Here is an 18,790-nt window from a genome sequence, read left to right on the forward strand (position 1 = left end):
CGGATCGTCATAAAAACAGACAATAAGGCGAAGGAAATGAAACCACAAACACGCACGCACTTTACACTCTCTTTGTTAACCGCAGGGATCCTGTGCGCCAGCACGGCAACCTGGGCGGCTAAGGTGCCGGCAGGAACCCAGCTGGCAGATAAGCAGGAACTGGTCAGGAACAACGGCAGTGAACCCGCCTCGCTCGACCCGCATAAAGTCGAAAGCGATGTCGAATTCAATATTATCAGCGATTTATTCGACGGGCTGGTCAGCGTCTCTCCGGCAGGTGAAATCCAGCCGCGCCTGGCGGAGAAATGGGAAAATAAAGACAACACCGTCTGGACGTTCCATCTGCGCCCGGGCATTACCTGGAGCGATGGAACCCCCATCACCGCGGAAGATATTGTCTGGAGCTGGCAGCGGCTGGTCGACCCGAAAACCGCCTCTCCGTATGCCAGCTATCCCGGTAGTATGCGTATCGTCAACGGCACTGATATCGCAGAAGGCAAAAAAGCGCCCGAGTCGCTGGGGGTGAAAGCCATCAATGACACCACGCTGGAAGTGACGCTCACGCAACCTAACGCCGCTTTCCTGGCGATGCTGGCTCACCCGTCTCTGGTGCCAATTGATAAAGTCCTGGTAGGCCGTTTCGGTGATAAGTGGACCAAACCGGAGCACTTCGTCAGCAGCGGGGCCTATAAACTGTCACAGTGGGTGGTTAACGAACGCATTGTGGCGGTGCGTAACCCGAAATATTGGGATAACGAACATACCGTCATTAACAAGGTGACCTATCTGCCCATTTCCTCTGAAGCTGCTGACGTTAACCGCTACAAAGCGGGCGAAATCGACATTGTCTACACGGTGCCGATCAACCAGTTTGCTCAGCTGAAGAAAACGCTGGGGAGCGAGCTGGATGTATCGCCGCAGCTTGCCACCTATTATTACGAATTCAACACCACCCGGCCGCCGTTCAACGACGCCCGCGTGCGCAAGGCGCTGAACCTGGCGCTGGATAAAGACATTATCGCCGATAAAGTATTAGGGCAGGGTCAGCGCCCGGCATGGCTCATCAGCCAGCCGGATATTGGCGGCGTCAAGCTCCAGAACCCGGATTACGCCAGCTGGCCGATGGATAAACGCATTGCCGAGGCGAAAAAGCTGCTGGCCGAAGCCGGATTTAACGACAGCCATCCGCTCAGCTTTAATCTCCTCTATAACACCTCGGAATCGCACCAGCGTATTGCCATTGCCGCCAGCTCAATGTGGAAGAAGAACCTCGGCGTGGAGGCGAAGCTGCAAAATCAGGAGTGGAAAACCATGCTTGATACCATGCACACCCATAATTTTGACGCGGTACGCTACGCCTGGATTGCCGATTACGACGATGCGGCAACCTTCCTGAACAACTTCCGTACCGGGGACAGCCAAAACACCACTCAGTACAGCAATCCGGACTACGATCGGGCACAGGTGAACGCGGCGAAATCGAAAACGGCGGAGGAGCGCGGTAAATTCTACCAGCAGGCAGAAGATCTGCTGGGACGCGATGTCCCGGCGATCCCTGTTTATCATTACGTGCGCACGCACCTGGTGAAACCGTGGGTAGGGGGCTTCACGCCAGACAAGCTCGGGTACTACTACACCAAAGATATGTACATCAAAAAGCACTAACGATCCGCGGTGGATATTATGCTGTCAAAACGGCCAATCTGTCGTCTATTCAACCGATTAAACGCATTTTGGCTATTTTTAAAGCGAACGAATGCGCGCACTCTTTACAGCGCGCGGTGAGGTGTTTATAGTTCGCCTCACTTAGGAAGCGTGGCCGAGCGGTTGAAGGCACCGGTCTTGAAAACCGGCGACCCGAAAGGGTTCTAGAGTTCGAATCTCTACGCTTCCGCCAAATTCGAAACCCCTGCGATAGCAATATCGCAGGGGTTTTTGCTTTTGCGCCAGTCTTCCGTCATGCCACCATGTTGTAGCTTATCGTGATCCCGGCGTCGGCCTTGCAGACCTGAGCTTTTACGCACCAGGTGTCCTCGATGTTTACCGGCGTCAGAACCGCTTCGGGCGCGCCCGTGGCGGCGATCTGCCCGGCCTTCAGGAGGATCAGACGCTGGCAATAATTGGCTGCAAGATTGAGATCGTGCAGTGCAACCACCACCGTAAGCGGCAGCTGTGAAACGAGCCGCATCAGCTCCAGCTGGTGCTGAATGTCCAGGTGGTTTGTCGGTTCATCGAGCAACAGCACCTGCGGCTGCTGGGCCAGCGCGCGGGCTATCTGGCTTCGCTGGCGCTCTCCGCCAGACAAAGAGTGCCATCGCCGCTGGCGTAAGCGGCATAACTGCATCAGGCCAATCGCCTGCTCAACCGCAGCCTCATCGTCGCGCGAGGTTCTCTGGAATGTTTTCCGGTAGGGCGTACGCCCCAGTCTGACAATGTCCTCAACGGTCAGTTCTCCGTCGACCTCAGCATGTTGCGGGACAAACGCCATGTGCTGCGCGCGTTTTTTCAGCGGCATCATGCCGAGCGTTGTGCCATTAAGCGCCACGCGTTCGCTGAGTCGTGGAAACAGCCCGGCGAGACAGCGCAGCAGCGTCGACTTGCCCGAGCCGTTTGGCCCTAACAGGCCGATAATCTGCCCGGATGGCAGGTCGAGATCGATATTCTTAAGCACCGTCTGCGCTTGTCGGGTTACGGTTAACCCGGCCACAGTAATATTCATGGATGCTCCTTTCGGTTTTGATAAAGCAACGCCACAAAGACGGGGGCGCCCACCAGCGCAGTCACCACCCCGATGGGGAGAACCTGGTGCACAATCAGCGTGCGTGAGACGATATCGGCGAGGATCATAAAGTGGGCGCCGATAAGAAACGTCAGCGGGATCGAGCGACGATGGCCCGGCCCGCATAGCATGCGCGTCACATGGGGAATGACCAGCCCGACAAACCCCACTGCGCCGGTGGCGCTCACCAGCGTTGCGGTAACAATGGCACAGGTCAGCAATAAGACAATACGCACGGCGGTAACCGGGATCCCCAGCGTGGTGGAGACCTCATCCCCGAAGGTGAAGGTGTCCAGCGCCCGTGAAAAGAGCAATACCACCAGTAAACCCGCCAGCGTAACGGCCAGCGCCAGCAGCGCGTCAGGCCAGCGCACGCCGCTCAGACTTCCCAGCAGCCAGAACATGACGCTACGGGACTGCTCGGCATTGGCGGACGTGCTGACGACGTACGCGGTCATGGCGTTGAAGAGCTGGGTGCCCGCAATGCCAGCCAGCAAAATGCGCGACGGGCTTTCACTCATCCCGTTTGTTATCACCATGATGAGCGCAAAGGCGGCGCACGAGCCGACAAACGCACCGCTGCTCACGCCAATCACGCTTCCCCCCATGCCGAGAAGCATCACGCAGACGGCCCCCAGCGAGGCGCCCGCGGAAATCCCCAGCAGATAAGGCTCAGCCAGAGGGTTACGCAGGATCGACTGTAACACCAACCCGCACAACGCCAGGCCGCCGCCGTTGCACGCGGCCATTACTGCCCGGCTCATGCGATATTGCCAGACGATACCTTCCTCCGTTTGCGGCAACGCATAAGAGGTCAAACCCAGTCCGTTGAGGATCGCTTTCCCGGTACTGGCATACGACACCGGCATATCCCCGATACTGGCGGCAAAGACCAGCATCAGCGGCAGCGCCATGGCACCTGCTGCCAGTAAACCCTGCTGGCGGCGGTCAAAAGCGAAATGACTCATTGTTCATCCTGGAAAGAAGCCAGCCGATCGCTGATAAGCTCAACCGCATCGACGTTACGCAATGAAGGGTTTAACGACATCGCTGGCACCACGATGATGTGGTTGTTCCTGACCGCAGGCATGTTCTTTGTCACCGGGTCACTGCGCAAGAACGCTTTTTTTACCTCAACCTCATCGGCAGGATAGAGCCTGCGGGACATCCCGGCGATAACAATCACGTCCGGCTGCGATCGGGCAATATGTTCCCACGTTACAGCGGGCCATTCGTCGTGAGAGTCAATAATGTTCTTCAACCCCAGCGTGCGGCTAATCCAGCCAGGCGCGCCGTAATTCCCCGCCACCCAGGGATCGCCATTCAGACGGCTGCTGGAGAACCAGAATACGACGCTAAGTTGTTTCGCGGAGGCGCGCGCCTGGGCCTTTTTAATACGCTCCGCCAGCGCACGATTGAGCTGCTCACCTCGCGCGGAAACATCAAAAATCGTCGCCAGATCTGTCACTTCCCGCGTAATTTCCGCCAGTGAAAACGGCGCGCTACGTGCTCCGTCTGCGTTTGAGGTTTCCGTTACCGTTTTATCCGTGCAGTCGGCAGGGGAGATCCACGTATTAATCCCCAGCGACGCAAACTGTTCACGGGTTCCCACTTCTCCCTGCGGACCAATGTGCCAGTGATACTGCGCGAGAACGAGTTCAGGTTTCTGCCCTACCACGGCCTCAAAGGAGGGGGAATTATCCGCAAGCCGGGGGAGGTTTTTCCCGGCATCCTCCAGCGTGGGTGGCAGCGTGCCGAACCAGACTGACGTCGCGGCGATGGTTTTCTCCAGCCCCAGTGCGAGCAGTAATTCTGTTTCATGCTGACCCACGGTCACGACGCGCTGAGGAGCCTGCGTAAAGGTCTGCTTTACGCCGCAATTTTCAATCGTGAGAGGCCAGGTGGTTGCGGCGAAAGCGGCAGGTGCCATGGAGAGCAGTGAAGCCAGAAATAACCCTTTTTTAAGTAACATAGAACGCTGTCCGAAATTGTTATGTTATAACATAATACATATATTGCGATTGAGAGCAACACGCTCACCGTCGCTTGTTGCAGAAACGAAAGGCTGGACTATTCTCAACATACCCACCTGGCATTCGCGGGTTGCCTGAAAAATAACAAGATTTCTGACCTGGGGGAGTGAGGATGAAAAAGATCCTGCTCGCGTTTGCGTTCTGTTTTGCCGCCCTGAGCGCCTTCTCATCGTATGCCGCAGAGCCCCGCCAGGCGCCTACGGAGCAGGAGCGCGCCCGAACGGTCTATATCTTCCATCAGCCCATCGTCATGCTACAGGCGAAATTTGGCCTGACCACGCCGGAAGAGCGCGTTTTACGCATCCGCAACACCCTGCGCAATTTTACCGAGGCGGATGTGCGTGAGCCGCTCAGCATCGTCCCCGTGACCCGCTATAACCAGCAGGGACGGCTGATAGTGATGAACGGTAAACCTGTGATGCTGCTGACGGAAGGGGATTTGGACGAAGGGGACGATCTTACCCTCGATCAGGCCGCACAGCGCGTGCTGGCGCGCATGGAAGCACAGAGAATGGCGCTGCACGATCAATACGATTCCGGCTGGCTGGCGCTGTCGACGGTAAAAGCTGCCGCTGGCCTGCTGGCGCTGTTGCTGCTCTGCTACGGCGCGTGGCGATCCTGGCGCTGGTTCCGGCGCGTCTACCGTCGGCGTATTGTGGAGAATCGCAGCCGGGTGCCGCAAAGCTGGCGGCGGTACATTGGCGCCATTGAGATTCGGCTTTACGCCTTGCTGATGTTCCTGCTGGGGTTGATCGGCTTTTACGTCTGGCTGAGCTGGGCATTCAGTCTGTTTCCGTGGACGCGGGTGTGGGGCACGTCGCTGGGAGACTGGACGCTTCGCGTGGTGCAGCAAATCGCCCTGGCGATTGTCTCGGCCTTGCCGGGGCTGACGATTGTTCTGATCATTTTCCTCATTACCGCTTTTATTCTGAAGCTTCTTAAGATGGTGCTGAATCAGGTGGAGGCTGGTCGTCTGCAACTTCCCGGCGTACATCCGGAAACCGTGGGGGCTACCCGTAAGCTCATTTCCGTTGCCGTCTGGCTATTTGCTCTCTCCGCCGCCTGGCCGTTTCTTCCCGGTGCAAACTCGCTGGCGTTTAAAGGTATTAGCGTCTTCTTTGGATTGATGTTAACGCTGGGTTCGGCAGGGGTGATGAACCATGCCATGAGCGGTCTGGTCCTGATTTACTCCCGCGCACTGCGTAAAGGCGATGTCATTCGGGTAGCGGATAACGAAGGCAAGGTCAGTGAAATTGGCATGCTGGCGACCAAAATTATTACCCGGGAAAATTATGTCGTTACCGTGCCCAACGCGGTGGTGGTGAGCGGTAAGATCACCAACCTTAGCGCGCTACAGCCCGATGGCAGCCTCAATCTGACGGTCAGCGTCACTATCGGTTATGACACCCCATGGCGTCAGGTGCATGCCATGCTGGAGCTGGCCGCGAAACGGGCAAAAGGGATTGACCTTTCCGAGCCGCCGCTGGTGCGCCAGTTAGGGTTAATGGACTGGTATATCGCTTACGAATTGCAGGTCCGCCTGCTGCCCGATCAGTCCCTCGCGGTTGCCCGCAATGAACTGCATAGCCAGATACAGGATGTGTTTAACGAATTTAACGTGCAGATCATGTCCCCGAATTTTGTTATGCAGCCAGAGGGCAGCGTGATGGTTGCCAAAGAGAACTGGTATACCGCGCCAGCCAAACCCCCTCAGGGCGAAACGTGACGGCCCGGTTTTTCCGTGGCAAGGCAAAATGTCACAGCTTTTAATCGACGATCGCCGATTTTACACGGGTCATCGCCAGAATGTTTTTTGAGCGCATATTTAATTTCTCGATGATCCTCACGCGGTAGGTGCTGGTCGTTTTTTGTGACAGTTGCAGCTTTTTCGCGATCTCATGGTTTTCCAAATGAAACAGCTTCAGCACGTCATACTCGCGTCGCGTAAAGGAGTGTGTCCTGAGCGCCCGATAAAAACGCATCAGCTGCTGAAAAGGGTGAGCAGTAAAATGCATCGACGAATAGATAATATTATCGATTCTCACTGCGCGGTTGGCTTCTATCTCATGCATCAGGACAATGTAATCACGCTTAACTTTTTTGACCTGCCGAATGGTTTTATTGCGTAACTTATCCTGTTCAATCGCAATGATAAAATCCATCGCCTGATCGACCCCATCAAGATCGTGAATATCCGCGTCATCGCGAATCAAATGGGTTGATGTCAGGGAGCTTGATACACCATGGCAAAGGTAATAGTTATCACTGATAAATAAAAAATTCATAATCGTCGTTAAATAAAGTCATGGCTATCTCTTAACGCAGTGATCTACGGTTAATGAGTGTTGTGCGAAAAAGAGTCTAAATGACCACCCGCGAATCTAATAAACGTTATGAATGTAAAAATAAATGTTTACATTTTAGCCAGTCGATGGCGAAGAAATCAGCGGGACGGAAGGGGAGGACGGAAGACGTGTAATGTTATGCAAATTCGTGCTTTACATCATGCTCAGAGATGTTTATAGTGCGCCTCACTTTGGAAGCGTGGCCGAGCGGTTGAAGGCACCGGTCTTGAAAACCGGCGACCCGAAAGGGTTCTAGAGTTCGAATCTCTACGCTTCCGCCAAATTCGAAAACCCTGCGATAGCAATATCGCAGGGTTTTTTCGTTATTCCAGCTCCAGCGTATACTGCGCGATTTTGAAGTAGATAATCAGCCCGGTCCCGTCGATTAGCGTGGCGATAAACGGTGCGGAGACCACCGCCGGATCGATTTTGCAGCATTTCAGTACCATCGGGATCACCGACGAGACGATGGCGCTCCACAGCGTAATGCAGACCAGCGTCAGGCTGACGATGAGCGTGATTTCCATCCCAATACCCATCATCCAGGCGCGAACGCAGCCCGCCAGACCCAGCGTGGCGGCAATCATTAACGAGGTGCTGATCTCTTTGCGCAGCACGCGACCCACATCGCGAAGGTGGACTTCACCCAGCGCCATGGCGCGCACCAGCGTCGAGGTGATCTGCGTCCCGCTGTTTCCGCCGGTGCCAATCAGCAGCGGAATAAAGAACGCCAGCGCGATGGCAGATTCCAGCGCCTCTTCAAAATGCTGGATCACCGAGCTGGTATACGCTTCCGCGACAAACAGCAGCAGCAGCCAGACGGAGCGTTTCTTCCACAGGCTAAAGGCACTGGTTTCCAGATAGGGCTTCTCCAGCGGCAGCGTCGCCCCCTGAAGCTGGGCATCTTCAGTAACGTCATCTTCCAGCAGATGGGCGATTTCACGCTCGGTAAGGCAGCCCACCAGCTTGCCGTGGGTCACCACCGGAACTACATCCGCACCCGCGTGCGCCAGCACCCCGGCGACATCCGCCCGCTCATCTTCCGGTTTGAGCTGAATAAAATCCGATATCATCAACCCCTTAACGGGCTGCACGGTGTCGGTGGTCTGCAACAATTTGCGTACGGCGATCAAACCCGCGAGGCGACCGTTATCTTCGATAAAAATATGCGACGGAATATCATCATCTTTTAATTTTTCAAAGAACTGCTCGCGTGCCAGAGCCACGCATAATGAAATATCAATAACGATAAAATCGGTATTCATATATTGCGCGATGGCGCTGTCGTTAAAAGCCTGGTTTTGGTTGTGAATAGCGTAAGACATAGTAAATTCCCTTTGAATAATAAAATCTCTCAGGGGCGAGCAAGACAGGGCATGTCGGAAAGGAGATCCCCACGTCCTGGGTTCAGCACTGTACACCGTATCCCGCTAGGGAAGTTATACTGACAAAGCCTTGATTCGACAGTGCCTGTTTTACCCTGTGCCGGTTCTCTCGAACCCACCAGAGCGATAACGTTTATTTGTACAGGAGCCTCGCCATAACGAGATCGTTGTAAAACGAGAGGGATAATACGCTTATTTAAAACTGCTGCTGAGGAATTTTAATAATGTTGAAGAACGGTTTAAATGAATAGTATTAAACGCATGTTGAGGTTTTATTTAACTGTTTTCTTTTTAAATGGAGAATTCATTTGTTACCGGAGAGAGTAAAATGGCATGGCTGGACACGCTGCTGGATCATTTTGCGCATTATCCGACGCATCTGTTCGCGCTGCTCGTTGTTATGGCGTTGAGTAAATCGACGGTGCTGGTCTCCTCGGTGCTGCCGCCCGCATCGGTCATGCTGATGGCGGGGATCGCCGTCAGCCAGTCGAGTCTGCATCCCGGAATGACGTGGCTGGCGGTGGTGATGGGCGCTACGGCAGGTTCGGTGCTGAATTACCATATCGGCCAGCTGATGGGGCATACCCGGCTGGTGTCACGCCTCACCGCAAAACATGCCGATAAGATTCTGCGGGTACAGCATCAGCTGCAAAAGCACGGCGTAGTCGCGCTGTTCACGTCGCGTTTCCTGGCGGTGCTGCGTTATATCGTGCCGCTGGCGGCCGGCATGCTCAGGATGAGCGCGATGAAGGTTTACGTCGTTAGCCTGCTGTCAGCCTGCGCATGGGCGGCGCTGTATGTCGGTATCGTCACCGGCATCAGCATCTGAACGTATTCATCAGTTTGAGAAATGCTTCCCGAAAAAACGGTCACCAGTCTGTCACACTCAGCGTAACGATAAAAACGCATGAGGAAAAAGGGATGAGAAAAGCACTACTCGCTGTCGCCGTGGCAGGAACGTTTTCAGTGACGTTTGGGGCGCAGGCACAGGACACGCCGGATGGCTATCAGCTGGAACAGGTGCTCATCATGAGCCGCCACAACCTGCGCGCGCCGCTTGCCAATAACGGCAGCGTGCTGGAGCAGTCCACGCCCAAGCAGTGGCCGGAGTGGGACGTCCCGGGTGGACAGCTCACCACCAAAGGCGGCGTACTGGAAGTGTATATGGGTCACTATATGCGCGAGTGGCTGGCAGAGCAGGGAATGGTGAAGACGGGTGAATGCCCGCCAGCGGATACCGTCTATGCCTACGCCAACAGCCTCCAGCGCACCGTGGCGACCGCGCAGTTCTTTATCACCGGCGCGTTCCCCGGGTGCGATGTTCCTGTGCATCATCAGGAAAAAATGGGCACCATGGACCCCACCTTCAATCCGGTCATTACCGATAACTCCCCTGAGTTTCGCGAGAAAGCGCTGAAAGCGATGGAGACGGAACGGCAGAAAATGCATCTGGATGAAAGCTACAAACTGCTGGAACAGCTGACAAACTACAGCGACTCGCCGTCCTGCAAGGAGAAAAAAGTCTGCTCCCTGACGGAGGCGAAAGATACCTTCAGCGCCGATTATGAAAAAGAGCCGGGCGTCTCCGGGCCGCTGAAGGTGGGTAACTCGCTGGTGGATGCGTTCACGCTACAGTATTACGAAGGCTTCCCGACAGACCAGGTGGCCTGGGGGGAAATCAAAACCGATCAGCAGTGGCGCGTGCTGTCGAAGCTGAAAAACGGCTATCAGGACTCGCTGTTTACGTCGAAGGAAGTGGCGCAGAACGTGGCTAAACCGCTGGTGAAGTACATTGATAAAGCGCTGGTGACCGACCAGGCAAAAGCGCCAAAAATCACCCTGCTGGTAGGGCACGACTCTAACATCGCCTCGCTGCTGACCGCGCTGGACTTCAGGCCTTATCAGCTGCACGACCAGCAGGAAAGAACCCCGATTGGCGGTAAAATTGTCTTCCAGCGCTGGCATGATAAAAACACTAACCAGGAGCTGATGAAAATTGAGTATGTTTACCAGAGTTCAGATCAGCTGCGTAACGCCAGCGTACTGTCGCTGCAATCCCCTGCGCAGCGCGTGACGCTGGAGCTGAAGGGCTGTCCGGTGGATGGCAACGGCTTCTGTCCTGTCGATAAATTCAATGCGGTGATGGATAACGCGGCGAAATAGAAAATAACCCCCCGCGTGGGCGGGGGGAACGTTCAGACGTTTTTACGTTCGATGGTTTGCTCGCCCCAGAACAGCGAGTCTTTGTCGGTTTTTTTGAAGGCGCGAACCAGCACTTCATCGTTGCCTTCTTCCCAAATCTGTTCAGCCAGCTTTTCGTCATAATTGGCGACTTCAAAGATGGCTTCGGCAATCTCCGGAGAGGTATTGCGTAAACTTGCCCATTCGCCCACGTGGTGAGCTTTGGATTCTTGAGTTGGCATACTTGTCCTCCTGTTAGGTTAGCCGTTCAGTTTTTTGGCAAGACCCGCGACGTATTCACCCTGATAGCGGGCGATTGAAAGTTCTTCATTGCTTGGCTGACGTGAACCATCCCCACCGGCAATCGTTGTTGCGCCATAGGGCGTACCACCACGGACCTGGGAGACATCAAACAGTTCCTGCGCGCCGTAGCCAATCGGCACAATGACCATCCCATGATGCGCAAGCGTTGTCCAGGTGGAAGTGATCGTCTGCTCCTGGCCGCCGCCCGTGCCGGTAGAGCTGAACACGCTGGCCAGCTTGCCGTATAATGCGCCGGAGGCCCAGAGCCCGCCCGTCTGGTCGAGGAAGGTGCGCATCTGGCCGGACATATTGCCGAAGCGGGTCGGGGTGCCGAAGATAATGGCATCATAGTCCGCGAGCTCCTGCGGGGTGGCGACCGGGGCGTTTTGTGTTTTCCCCCCGGCTTTGGCGAAGGCTTCCGCCTGCATGGTTTCCGGTACGCGTTTAACCACGACCTCAACGCCGTCTACTCTGTTTGCGCCTTCTGCTACTGCGTGAGCCATGGTTTCAATGTGTCCATACATGGAATAATAGAGCACCAGAACTTTTGCCATTTTGCATCACTCCTCGTTGGTTTTTCTTACAGCGGATCGCTGCGTTCCTTTAAAGATATGACATCACAGCCAGACTGCAAAAATGAACGGCATTTCTTTGATATATAACAATATCTTTTCGTTACGTGCTTTGTAGCAAAATGAAACAACTTTCGCGGCGCGGATTTTTCAAAATATAAGAATGGCTTATGAATGACTTCCTCAATATTTCATACGAAAGGCTGAGATCATGTTGCAGAATATTACCTCTCGCTTGCCGGATAGCCGCATTACACTAAGCTTAGTTTCACGCGGCACAGATAAAGGCACTGTCCTTGAGCCGCGAGGTGAAAGAATCCTCTTTTACTGAATGCAATATGATGTCTAATGTTTCACACTCTGGAGGTTAGAGATGGCAAACCATCGTGGTGGTTCAGGTAATTTCGCTGAAGACCGTGAAAGAGCATCAGAAGCAGGTCGTAAAGGTGGCCAGTCTAGCGGGGGCAACTTTAAAAACGACCCTCAGCGCGCATCAGAGGCTGGTAAAAAAGGGGGTAAAAATAGCCACGGCAGCAACAAGTAGTACGCCGGGTTAACTCTCTGCCGCCGGGTTTCCCGGCGGTTTTTTTATGTCTGCTACATTGAACTGTCATCAAAGGCATCGCACACTACAGGATTGATTCTTCGTGCTGGTGTCCCATGTCCGTTTCCCGTTTTACCTTCTCCATTAAGCCTCAGGAAGCCATCCTGATTTTGATCACCATGTTCTGGGGCGGAACCTTTCTTGCCGTTCAGTACGCGGTCACGATGAGCGATCCGTTTTTCTTTGTAGGGCTGCGTTTTGCAACCGCTGCGGTTGCCGTGGCGCTTATTTCACTGAAAACCCTGCGCGGATTGACCCTGAGAGAGCTTAAAGCGGGTGTCGCCATTGGCGTGGCGATTGCCATGGGTTACAGCCTGCAAACGTGGGGGCTCCAGTCTATCTCCAGCAGTAAATCCGCCTTCATCACCGCCATGTACGTACCGCTGGTGCCGCTGTTGCAGTGGCTGTGCCTCGGCAGAATGCCGGGCCTGATGTCGTGCATTGGCATCGTGCTGGCGTTCATCGGCCTTATTTTATTAGCCGGGCCGGAAAATAATCTGCTGGCGCTGGGGCCGGGGGAGATCATCACTCTGGTGGGGGCCGTCGCCATTGCGGCAGAAATTATTCTGATTAGCGCCTGGGCAGGAAAAGTGGACGTCAAGCGGGTGACGGTGGTGCAGCTTGCCACCGCGTCGCTGGTGGCGTTCGCGACGATGGTGCCGGCAGGGGAGTCCGTCCCGCCGATGTCTACCGGGCTTATCGTCGTGGCGCTGGGGCTGGGCATTTTCAGCGCCATTATCCAGGTTACCATGAACTGGGCGCAGCGCAGCGTATCCCCGACACGGGCGACGGTCATTTACACCGGTGAACCGGTGTGGGCGGGTATTTTCGGGCGACTCGCCGGGGAGCGTCTGCCGCTGCTGGCGCTGGTGGGCGCGGCATTTATTATCGCCGGGGTGCTGGTGAGCGAGTTGAAGTTAAAAAAACGACGTAAGGCGACTGCCGGATTGAGCGCTGAACAAGGGGCAGATAGCTAACAACGCGCACCCTGTCCGTTTAGCCCGGCGGCGCTTCGCTTGCTCGGGCCTACTTGCCAATTGTAGGCCGGGTAAGCGTAGCGTCACCCGGCAAGAATGCGGCACGTATTTCAGGTGGAAGGGGTGATGGCTTTTCCTTGCGGTACATCCCTTTTCCGGCGGCTCAGCAGGGCGTTGAGCAGGATCGCGCCGAAGGTCGCCGTGCCAATCCCGCCTACCGTAAACCCGCCCAGCGTCAGGGCGAAATCACCCGCCCCCAGCACCAGTGTCACCGCCACCATGATCAGGTTACCATTCTGGCTCAGATCAACATGATTCTGCACCCAGATACGTGCCCCCGCGACGGCAATAAGACCAAATACCACAATCGAGGCGCCGCCAATCACGGGTGCCGGGATGGTGTGGATCAATGCGCCGAATTTTGGGGAAAAGCCGAGCAGCATCGCCATCACCGCCGCCGCCACGAAGACCAGCGTCGAGTAGACTTTGGTCACTGCCATCACGCCGATGTTTTCCGCGTAGGTCGTCACGCCGCTGCCGCCGACCGAGCCGGAGAGCATGGTCGCCAGACCGTCTCCCACAAACGCCCGTCCCATATACGGGTCCATATTGCGGCCGGTCATTCCCGCTACGGCTTTCAAATGGCCCAGGTTTTCAGCCACCAGAATCACCGCGACAGGCGCGATGAGCATCATCGCCTGAGCGTTAAAGGTGGGCGAGGTTATGTGCGGCATGCCGAACCAGGCGGCCTGATGAATCAGTGTGAAATCAACCGGTTTGCCGAGGCCGAACACGTTCGCCAGCAGCGCGTAGACCAGACAGGCCGCAATCAGCCCGACCAGGATCAGCAGCCGCTGGATCATGCCGCGCGTAAAGACCGCCACCACGCCGATGCACAGCACCGTAATCACCGCCATCCAGCTTTCAAACGGTGAGCCGGAAACGCTCTTCACCGCAATCGGCGCGAGGTTCAGGCCTATCGCCATCACCACCGCCCCGGTGACGACGGGGGGCATCATCCGCTCGATCCAGCGCGTGCCGACTTTCATCACCACCAGACCGGTCAGGGTATAGACCAGCCCACAGGCGATAATGCCGCCGAGGGCCACGCTCAGGTTGGGATTAATACCCTGACCGTTAAACCCGGTCGCTGCAATGACCACTCCAACGAAGGCGGCGCTGGAGCCCAGATAGCTGGGCACACGCCCGCCGGTGACAAAAAAGAACAGCAGGGTACCCATACCCGACATCAAAATGGCGAGGTTAGGATCCAGCCCCATCAGCATGGGCATCAGCACCGTCGCACCAAACATCGCGACCGCATGCTGCACGCCCATCACCATGGTCTGCCCGAGCGGGAGCCTTTCATCCGGCGCGACCACGCCTGCTTCTGTGGAGGTCGATTTCAACTGCCAGTGGGGAAGTCCGAACATGATCTGTCTCCTGAATGCGGATTAACAGGCGGGTCGCATAAGTGCGTGATAGCCGCGGTCGAACCACACCAGCCCTTGCGGCGCCGGGTGGCGTACGATGGATACGATGTCGCAAAACAGAATGTCGTGAGTGCCAACGCTCACCACCTGGCTGATGCGGCAGTCGAACGAGGCCAGCGCATTTTCCAGACGCGGGCAGCCCGTGTCGCCTGTCTGCCAGCGGGCAGCGGCAAAGCGGTCCGCCATCGGCGTTTTCCCGCCAAACAGGTTGGATAAAGGCTCCTGTCCGGCACTCAGCGTGTTAACGCACAGGGTGCGGTTCTCGCTGAAAATCGGCCAGACCGACGCGCCGCGGTTCAGGCACACCAGCAGGGTAGGCGGGGAATCCGTGACGCTGCATACCGCGCTGGCGGTGAAGCCCGCCAGGCCTGCCGGGCCGTCGGTGGTAATGATATTGACCGCTGCGCCGACGCAGGCCATAGCGTCGCGAAAGGTTTGTTTATCCGGTGTCATCACGTTCGCTCCTTACGCCAGCCCGCAGGCATCGTCAAAGGCCAGACGCGGCAGGCGTCCGTACAGTTTGGTCGTATCGCCATAGCCGATGTTAATCAGCAGATTGCTTTTGAGTAGCGTGCCCGTGAAAAATGCCGCGTCCACTTTTTCCCGGTCAAAACCCGACATCGGCCCGGTGTCCAGCCCGAGCGCGCGGCAGGCGAAAATCAGGTACGCGGCCTGCATTGAGCTGTTGCGAAAGGCGGTCTCTTCCGCCAGCGCGGGGCTTGCGGTAAACCAGCTTCTGGCATCGCCGTGCGGGAACAGTTCAGGCAGGCGCTCATAAAACTCGCTGTCCCAGGCGACAATCGCCGTGACCGGGGCAGTGAGCGTTTTCTCAAGGTTGCCGCTGGAGAGCGCCGGGCGCAGCTTCTCTTTTCCTTCCGGGCTTCGCACAAACACAATGCGCGCCGGGGAGCAGTTGGCGGACGTCGGCCCCCATTTCATCAGGTCATAAATCTCGCGCAGCGTCTCGTCACTGACCGGTATATCCAGCCAGCCGTTATGGGTACGTGCGCCGGTAAACAGCGTTTCCAGCGCGGCGTGCGTGATGGCTTCGCTCATTCAAACTCCTTACAAAGCGGGTTCTGGGCTGTGCAGCAGGCTGGCAAGCCCGTTCAGCAGCAGAGTGTTAAAGTTGTCCGGCGCGGTCACGTTGCAGGCATGCCCGCCCTGACGCATGACCGTTTTACGGGCGTGCGGGAGTACGGCGTGCAGTTCATCAGAACAGACGGACGGCACCAGCAGATCGTCGGTGGAACAGATAATCTGCACGGGGCAGCGAACGCGTGCAGCGTGGCGGCTGAAATCGGCCTGCTTCAGCGCATGCAGCCTGCGCAGCAGATTGGCTTTGCCCTGAAAATGGGCCAGCGCCAGCGCGTCCTCGGCCTCCAGCCGCGGGACGCGGGCGGCCATCCAGTCTGCCGGGTAGAGGAACAAGGGCTGTGCCTCTACCCACGCCTGCGCGCCGCCCGCATGCAGCAGACGTTCGCGAACGTCAAAACAGCGTCGGGTATGGGCATTGAGCGTCAGCCAGCCGTTGACGCAGACCAGCGCGGTAAGGGCGTCGGGCTTATCGATGGCCAGCCGCAGGCCCACCAGCGCCCCCAGCGCGTGGCCGACCACGCAGTAACGGGCGATCCCGGCCCCGGCTAACGCCAGTGCGAGCTCGTCGGCCATGTGTGCGAGGGTGTAGTCTTCCGGCAGGGTATCCGGGTTATTCCCCGTGCCCCGCTGGTCGTAGCACACCACCTGATACTCCTGCCCCAGCACGGCGAGCTGAGGCAGCCAGTAGCTCCCGCTGCCGCCGAGCCCGGCAATCAGTACCACCACGGGCGCGCCCGCAAAGGGGGGCGGGGAAATGGACAGTTTCATGGCGGCCTCACTTCGCGATGTGCGCAACGGTGGCAATTTCAACCAGCGCGTCCGGCTTTACCAGCCCGCACTGGATGCAAAACCGCGCCGGTTTATCGCCCGGGAAAAACTCCGCGTAGATTTCGTTAATCGCGGCGTAGTTTTTCCAGTCGGTGATAAAGATGCTGTTGAAGGTCACGTCCTCCATCGTGCCACCCGCCGTTTCGATCACGGTTTTGATCGTCTCCAGCACGTGGCGGGTTTGCGCCTTTGGGTCATTGATAAACACCACGTTGTTGTCTTTATCAAACGGCAGCGTGCCCGAGACATACACCACGCCGTCGGCGAGGGTGCCGGGAACGAAGGGGGCAATCGGAGTGCTGGTGCCCGGCGGAATAATCACGGATTTCGGCATAGCGGTTCTCCTCAGGCGATACGGGCGAGCGGGGGATCCAGCGCGTCGCAGAAATCATTGACGTTACTGACCCAGCCAAAAAAGGTTTCGATATTGAACAGGGCGGCTTTCTGGGCAAAATCCGGCCCGGCCTGATGGGTAGCGTCTTCCAGCACCACGCCAAAATACTCGAGGAAAAAGCCGTCGCGCAGGGTCGACTCCACGCAGACGTTGGTGGCAATGCCCGTAAAGACCAGATGACGAATGCCCCGGCTGCGCAGCAGGCTGTCGAGCGGGGTATTGAAAAAGCCGCTGTAGCGCGGTTTCGGCAGTACGATATCGCTGGCTTCCGGTACCAGCTCATCCACCAGTTGATAATCCCAGCCGCCTTTCGCCAGCAGCGTGCCCTGGAGTTCTGGCCGTTGGCGCATGGTTTTCAGGGCGTTGGATTTGTGAAAGTTGGGGGAGCCGGGACCACCAGCTTCGACGTACTGGTCGTCCCAGCCGTTCTGGAACCAGACGATGAGCATGCCCGCAGCGCGCGCAGCGTGCACGGCGGTTTTAATGTTCTCGATCACCGGCTGCGTGGTGGAGACGTCAAACCCGGCCAGATCCAGATACCCGCCTTTACTGGCATAGGCGTTTTGCATATCCACCACGATCAGCGCGCTGCGCTGCGCGTCAAAGGTAATGGCTTCCGGGCGAGCGTTGAGGGTCGTCATTACGCCACCTCCTTCGTCACGGCAGGGATGTGGGCGCGGCACTGCATCAGCGGCTGAATGCGCTCGCCGAAGGTTTCCACGCCGGTGAGAAAATCATCGAAGGTCAGCAGCACGCCTTCGGCGCCGGGCACGGCAGCCACTTCGTCGAGCATTCTGGCGACGCTGGCATACGAGCCAACCAGGGTGCCCATGTTGATATTGACGGCAGACGTCGGGTCGGCCATCTGGCGAACGTTGGTGTCCGCGCCGGAGCGGGTATCCTTCTGGCTCTGCTCGGTCAGCCAGCTCAGCGCTTCGTCATCCGCGCCGTCCTTGTATCGTTCCCATTTGGCGCGCGCGGCGTCATCGGTTTCGTCGGCAATCACCATAAACAGCACGTAGGAGGCCACGTCGCGCCCGGTTTTATCGGCGGCCGCTTTCATGCGTGCCGCAGTGGGCGCGAAGGCGGCAGGGGTGTTAACGCCTTTGCCGAAGCAGAAGTTGAAGTCGGCGTATTTCGCGGAGAATTCCATCCCGGCGTCGCTCTGCCCGGCGCAGATAACCTTCATCGGCACCGACGGCTGCGGGCTGACGCGGCAGTCGTTCATGGTGAAGAAATCGCCTTTGAAATCGCTTTTGCCGGTGCCCCACAGATCGCGCAGCACCTGCACATATTCAGTCAGGTAGTCGTAGCGACGGGAGAAGTAATCGTCCCCCGGCCAGATCCCCATCTGCTCGTACTCCGGCTTTTGCCAGCCGGTGACCAGGTTAACGCCAAAGCGCCCGCCGGAGATGGAGTCGATGGTGGAGGCCATCCGCGCCACGATCGCCGGGGGCAGGGTAAGGGTGGCGGCGGTGGCGTAGATCTGGATCCGCGAGGTGACCGCCGCCAGGCCCGCCATCAGGGTAAAGGACTCCAGGTTGTGGTCCCAGAATTCGGTCTTACCGCCGAAACCGCGCAGCTTGATCATCGAGAGCGCAAAGTCGAAATGGTAATGCTCCGCTTTCTGCACGATGGCTTTATTCAGCTCAAAGGTCGGCATGTATTGCGGGGCAGTGGTCGAGATAAGCCAGCCGTTGTTGCCGATCGGTACAAATACGCCAATTTTCATCACGAACCTCTCTTCATTACGTCGCAGGTGTCACGATGTTTTTGCAAAGGCAGTGCCAGTTTTGAA

General features: G+C 56.9%; 20 protein-coding genes, 2 tRNA genes and 1 riboswitch. Of the genes, 8 read left to right on the plus strand and 14 right to left on the minus strand.

All coding sequences use genetic code 11. The features are described from left to right. Window positions 1-36: 36 nt before the first annotated feature. Both ACOTZD_RS11600 and ACOTZD_RS11605 read left to right on the plus strand, forming a co-directional pair. Complete coding sequence (locus tag ACOTZD_RS11600; protein WP_174402240.1) at window positions 37-1,665, plus strand: ABC transporter substrate-binding protein; 1,629 nt, start codon at window positions 37-39, stop codon at window positions 1,663-1,665. A gap of 144 nt (window positions 1,666-1,809) precedes the next feature. Further along, window positions 1,810-1,897, plus strand: a tRNA-Ser gene (locus tag ACOTZD_RS11605). 60 nt (window positions 1,898-1,957) lie between these two features. On the opposite strand, the gene ACOTZD_RS11610 is transcribed toward ACOTZD_RS11605, so the two are convergent. The 3 genes from ACOTZD_RS11610 to ACOTZD_RS11620 are packed head-to-tail and all read right to left on the minus strand — an operon-like array spanning window position 1,958 to window position 4,751. Beyond that, on the minus strand, window positions 1,958-2,719 hold the full coding sequence (locus ACOTZD_RS11610; protein WP_045324465.1) for an ABC transporter ATP-binding protein: 762 nt from the start codon (window positions 2,717-2,719) through the stop codon (window positions 1,958-1,960). Next, window positions 2,716-3,747, minus strand: coding sequence for a FecCD family ABC transporter permease (locus ACOTZD_RS11615; protein ID WP_032608974.1), 1,032 nt, complete (start codon window positions 3,745-3,747; stop codon window positions 2,716-2,718). The genes ACOTZD_RS11610 and ACOTZD_RS11615 overlap by 4 nt, the downstream gene beginning before the upstream one ends. Then, on the minus strand, window positions 3,744-4,751 hold the full coding sequence (locus tag ACOTZD_RS11620; RefSeq protein ID WP_022650752.1) for an ABC transporter substrate-binding protein: 1,008 nt from the start codon (window positions 4,749-4,751) through the stop codon (window positions 3,744-3,746). The genes ACOTZD_RS11615 and ACOTZD_RS11620 overlap by 4 nt, the downstream gene beginning before the upstream one ends. A gap of 173 nt (window positions 4,752-4,924) precedes the next feature. Between ACOTZD_RS11620 and ACOTZD_RS11625 the strand changes: the two genes are divergently transcribed. Continuing rightward, window positions 4,925-6,538, plus strand: coding sequence for a mechanosensitive ion channel family protein (locus ACOTZD_RS11625; protein ID WP_174402241.1), 1,614 nt, complete (start codon window positions 4,925-4,927; stop codon window positions 6,536-6,538). 40 nt (window positions 6,539-6,578) lie between these two features. Here the strand turns inward: ACOTZD_RS11625 and ACOTZD_RS11630 are convergent, their stop codons facing one another. Beyond that, on the minus strand, window positions 6,579-7,097 hold the full coding sequence (locus ACOTZD_RS11630; protein ID WP_032657976.1) for a LuxR C-terminal-related transcriptional regulator: 519 nt from the start codon (window positions 7,095-7,097) through the stop codon (window positions 6,579-6,581). Between the two features lie 253 nt (window positions 7,098-7,350). Here ACOTZD_RS11630 and ACOTZD_RS11635 point away from each other — a divergent pair. After that, window positions 7,351-7,438, plus strand: a tRNA-Ser gene (locus tag ACOTZD_RS11635). Between the two features lie 42 nt (window positions 7,439-7,480). On the opposite strand, the gene ACOTZD_RS11640 is transcribed toward ACOTZD_RS11635, so the two are convergent. Continuing rightward, window positions 7,481-8,482, minus strand: a complete 1,002-nt coding sequence (locus ACOTZD_RS11640; RefSeq protein ID WP_174402242.1) for a magnesium transporter — start codon at window positions 8,480-8,482, stop codon at window positions 7,481-7,483. A gap of 60 nt (window positions 8,483-8,542) precedes the next feature. Further along, a riboswitch (M-box (ykoK) riboswitch) is annotated at window positions 8,543-8,712 on the minus strand. Window positions 8,713-8,870: 158 nt separating this feature from the next. On the opposite strand from ACOTZD_RS11640, the gene ACOTZD_RS11645 reads away from it, so the two are divergent. Beyond that, the gene (locus tag ACOTZD_RS11645; RefSeq protein WP_058675229.1) at window positions 8,871-9,371 is read left to right on the plus strand and encodes a DedA family protein; all 501 of its coding nucleotides are present in this window, start codon (window positions 8,871-8,873) and stop codon (window positions 9,369-9,371) included. A gap of 92 nt (window positions 9,372-9,463) precedes the next feature. Further along, window positions 9,464-10,705 (plus strand): bifunctional glucose-1-phosphatase/inositol phosphatase, encoded by a 1,242-nt coding sequence (gene agp, locus ACOTZD_RS11650; protein WP_174402243.1) that lies wholly within the window; start codon window positions 9,464-9,466, stop codon window positions 10,703-10,705. Between the two features lie 32 nt (window positions 10,706-10,737). Here the strand turns inward: agp and ACOTZD_RS11655 are convergent, their stop codons facing one another. Further along, complete coding sequence (locus ACOTZD_RS11655) at window positions 10,738-10,965, minus strand: YccJ family protein (protein ID WP_003858110.1); 228 nt, start codon at window positions 10,963-10,965, stop codon at window positions 10,738-10,740. 18 nt (window positions 10,966-10,983) lie between these two features. Beyond that, window positions 10,984-11,580, minus strand: a complete 597-nt coding sequence (wrbA, locus tag ACOTZD_RS11660) for an NAD(P)H:quinone oxidoreductase (RefSeq protein ID WP_006809323.1) — start codon at window positions 11,578-11,580, stop codon at window positions 10,984-10,986. Between the two features lie 391 nt (window positions 11,581-11,971). On the opposite strand from wrbA, the gene ACOTZD_RS11665 reads away from it, so the two are divergent. Next, window positions 11,972-12,142, plus strand: a complete 171-nt coding sequence (locus ACOTZD_RS11665; protein ID WP_001273664.1) for a general stress protein — start codon at window positions 11,972-11,974, stop codon at window positions 12,140-12,142. A 116-nt stretch (window positions 12,143-12,258) separates the two neighbouring features. Then, window positions 12,259-13,179, plus strand: a complete 921-nt coding sequence (locus tag ACOTZD_RS11670) for a DMT family transporter (RefSeq protein ID WP_003858106.1) — start codon at window positions 12,259-12,261, stop codon at window positions 13,177-13,179. Between the two features lie 110 nt (window positions 13,180-13,289). Here the strand turns inward: ACOTZD_RS11670 and rutG are convergent, their stop codons facing one another. The 7 genes from rutG to rutA are packed head-to-tail and all read right to left on the minus strand — an operon-like array spanning window position 13,290 to window position 18,724. Further along, complete coding sequence (rutG, locus tag ACOTZD_RS11675) at window positions 13,290-14,612, minus strand: pyrimidine utilization transport protein G (RefSeq protein ID WP_039268798.1); 1,323 nt, start codon at window positions 14,610-14,612, stop codon at window positions 13,290-13,292. Between the two features lie 21 nt (window positions 14,613-14,633). Beyond that, complete coding sequence (gene rutF, locus ACOTZD_RS11680) at window positions 14,634-15,125, minus strand: NADH-dependent FMN reductase RutF (RefSeq protein WP_015570873.1); 492 nt, start codon at window positions 15,123-15,125, stop codon at window positions 14,634-14,636. Between the two features lie 12 nt (window positions 15,126-15,137). After that, on the minus strand, window positions 15,138-15,728 hold the full coding sequence (locus ACOTZD_RS11685) for a malonic semialdehyde reductase (protein WP_058675228.1): 591 nt from the start codon (window positions 15,726-15,728) through the stop codon (window positions 15,138-15,140). A gap of 9 nt (window positions 15,729-15,737) precedes the next feature. Then, window positions 15,738-16,538, minus strand: coding sequence for a pyrimidine utilization protein D (gene rutD, locus ACOTZD_RS11690; protein ID WP_174402245.1), 801 nt, complete (start codon window positions 16,536-16,538; stop codon window positions 15,738-15,740). A 7-nt stretch (window positions 16,539-16,545) separates the two neighbouring features. Next, window positions 16,546-16,932: a pyrimidine utilization protein C gene (gene rutC, locus ACOTZD_RS11695; RefSeq protein WP_008499822.1), complete on the minus strand. Its 387-nt coding sequence runs from the start codon at window positions 16,930-16,932 to the stop codon at window positions 16,546-16,548. A gap of 11 nt (window positions 16,933-16,943) precedes the next feature. Beyond that, window positions 16,944-17,633: a pyrimidine utilization protein B gene (gene rutB / locus ACOTZD_RS11700; RefSeq protein WP_003858095.1), complete on the minus strand. Its 690-nt coding sequence runs from the start codon at window positions 17,631-17,633 to the stop codon at window positions 16,944-16,946. Further along, window positions 17,633-18,724 (minus strand): pyrimidine utilization protein A, encoded by a 1,092-nt coding sequence (gene rutA / locus ACOTZD_RS11705; RefSeq protein WP_174402246.1) that lies wholly within the window; start codon window positions 18,722-18,724, stop codon window positions 17,633-17,635. Before rutA ends, rutB begins: the two co-directional genes overlap by 1 nt. Window positions 18,725-18,790: the final 66 nt, after the last annotated feature.

The organism is Enterobacter cloacae complex sp. SHL022 (assembly GCF_049237785.1).
Taxonomy (GTDB): Bacteria; Pseudomonadota; Gammaproteobacteria; order Enterobacterales; family Enterobacteriaceae; genus Enterobacter; species Enterobacter hormaechei_C.

Excerpts from the sequence above, each read along its gene's own strand:
- ACOTZD_RS11600 (WP_174402240.1), top strand. The coding sequence starts at position 37 with ATGAAACCACAAACACGCACGCACTTTACACTCTCTTTGTTAACCGCA.
- ACOTZD_RS11610 (WP_045324465.1), bottom strand. The coding sequence starts at position 2,719 with ATGAATATTACTGTGGCCGGGTTAACCGTAACCCGACAAGCGCAGACG.
- ACOTZD_RS11615 (WP_032608974.1), bottom strand. The coding sequence starts at position 3,747 with ATGAGTCATTTCGCTTTTGACCGCCGCCAGCAGGGTTTACTGGCAGCA.
- ACOTZD_RS11620 (WP_022650752.1), bottom strand. The coding sequence starts at position 4,751 with ATGTTACTTAAAAAAGGGTTATTTCTGGCTTCACTGCTCTCCATGGCA.
- ACOTZD_RS11625 (WP_174402241.1), top strand. The coding sequence starts at position 4,925 with ATGAAAAAGATCCTGCTCGCGTTTGCGTTCTGTTTTGCCGCCCTGAGC.
- ACOTZD_RS11630 (WP_032657976.1), bottom strand. The coding sequence starts at position 7,097 with ATGAATTTTTTATTTATCAGTGATAACTATTACCTTTGCCATGGTGTA.
- ACOTZD_RS11640 (WP_174402242.1), bottom strand. The coding sequence starts at position 8,482 with ATGTCTTACGCTATTCACAACCAAAACCAGGCTTTTAACGACAGCGCC.
- ACOTZD_RS11645 (WP_058675229.1), top strand. The coding sequence starts at position 8,871 with ATGGCATGGCTGGACACGCTGCTGGATCATTTTGCGCATTATCCGACG.
- agp (WP_174402243.1), top strand. The coding sequence starts at position 9,464 with ATGAGAAAAGCACTACTCGCTGTCGCCGTGGCAGGAACGTTTTCAGTG.
- ACOTZD_RS11655 (WP_003858110.1), bottom strand. The coding sequence starts at position 10,965 with ATGCCAACTCAAGAATCCAAAGCTCACCACGTGGGCGAATGGGCAAGT.
- wrbA (WP_006809323.1), bottom strand. The coding sequence starts at position 11,580 with ATGGCAAAAGTTCTGGTGCTCTATTATTCCATGTATGGACACATTGAA.
- ACOTZD_RS11665 (WP_001273664.1), top strand. The coding sequence starts at position 11,972 with ATGGCAAACCATCGTGGTGGTTCAGGTAATTTCGCTGAAGACCGTGAA.
- ACOTZD_RS11670 (WP_003858106.1), top strand. The coding sequence starts at position 12,259 with ATGTCCGTTTCCCGTTTTACCTTCTCCATTAAGCCTCAGGAAGCCATC.
- rutG (WP_039268798.1), bottom strand. The coding sequence starts at position 14,612 with ATGTTCGGACTTCCCCACTGGCAGTTGAAATCGACCTCCACAGAAGCA.
- rutF (WP_015570873.1), bottom strand. The coding sequence starts at position 15,125 with ATGACACCGGATAAACAAACCTTTCGCGACGCTATGGCCTGCGTCGGC.
- ACOTZD_RS11685 (WP_058675228.1), bottom strand. The coding sequence starts at position 15,728 with ATGAGCGAAGCCATCACGCACGCCGCGCTGGAAACGCTGTTTACCGGC.
- rutD (WP_174402245.1), bottom strand. The coding sequence starts at position 16,538 with ATGAAACTGTCCATTTCCCCGCCCCCCTTTGCGGGCGCGCCCGTGGTG.
- rutC (WP_008499822.1), bottom strand. The coding sequence starts at position 16,932 with ATGCCGAAATCCGTGATTATTCCGCCGGGCACCAGCACTCCGATTGCC.
- rutB (WP_003858095.1), bottom strand. The coding sequence starts at position 17,633 with ATGACGACCCTCAACGCTCGCCCGGAAGCCATTACCTTTGACGCGCAG.
- rutA (WP_174402246.1), bottom strand. The coding sequence starts at position 18,724 with ATGAAAATTGGCGTATTTGTACCGATCGGCAACAACGGCTGGCTTATC.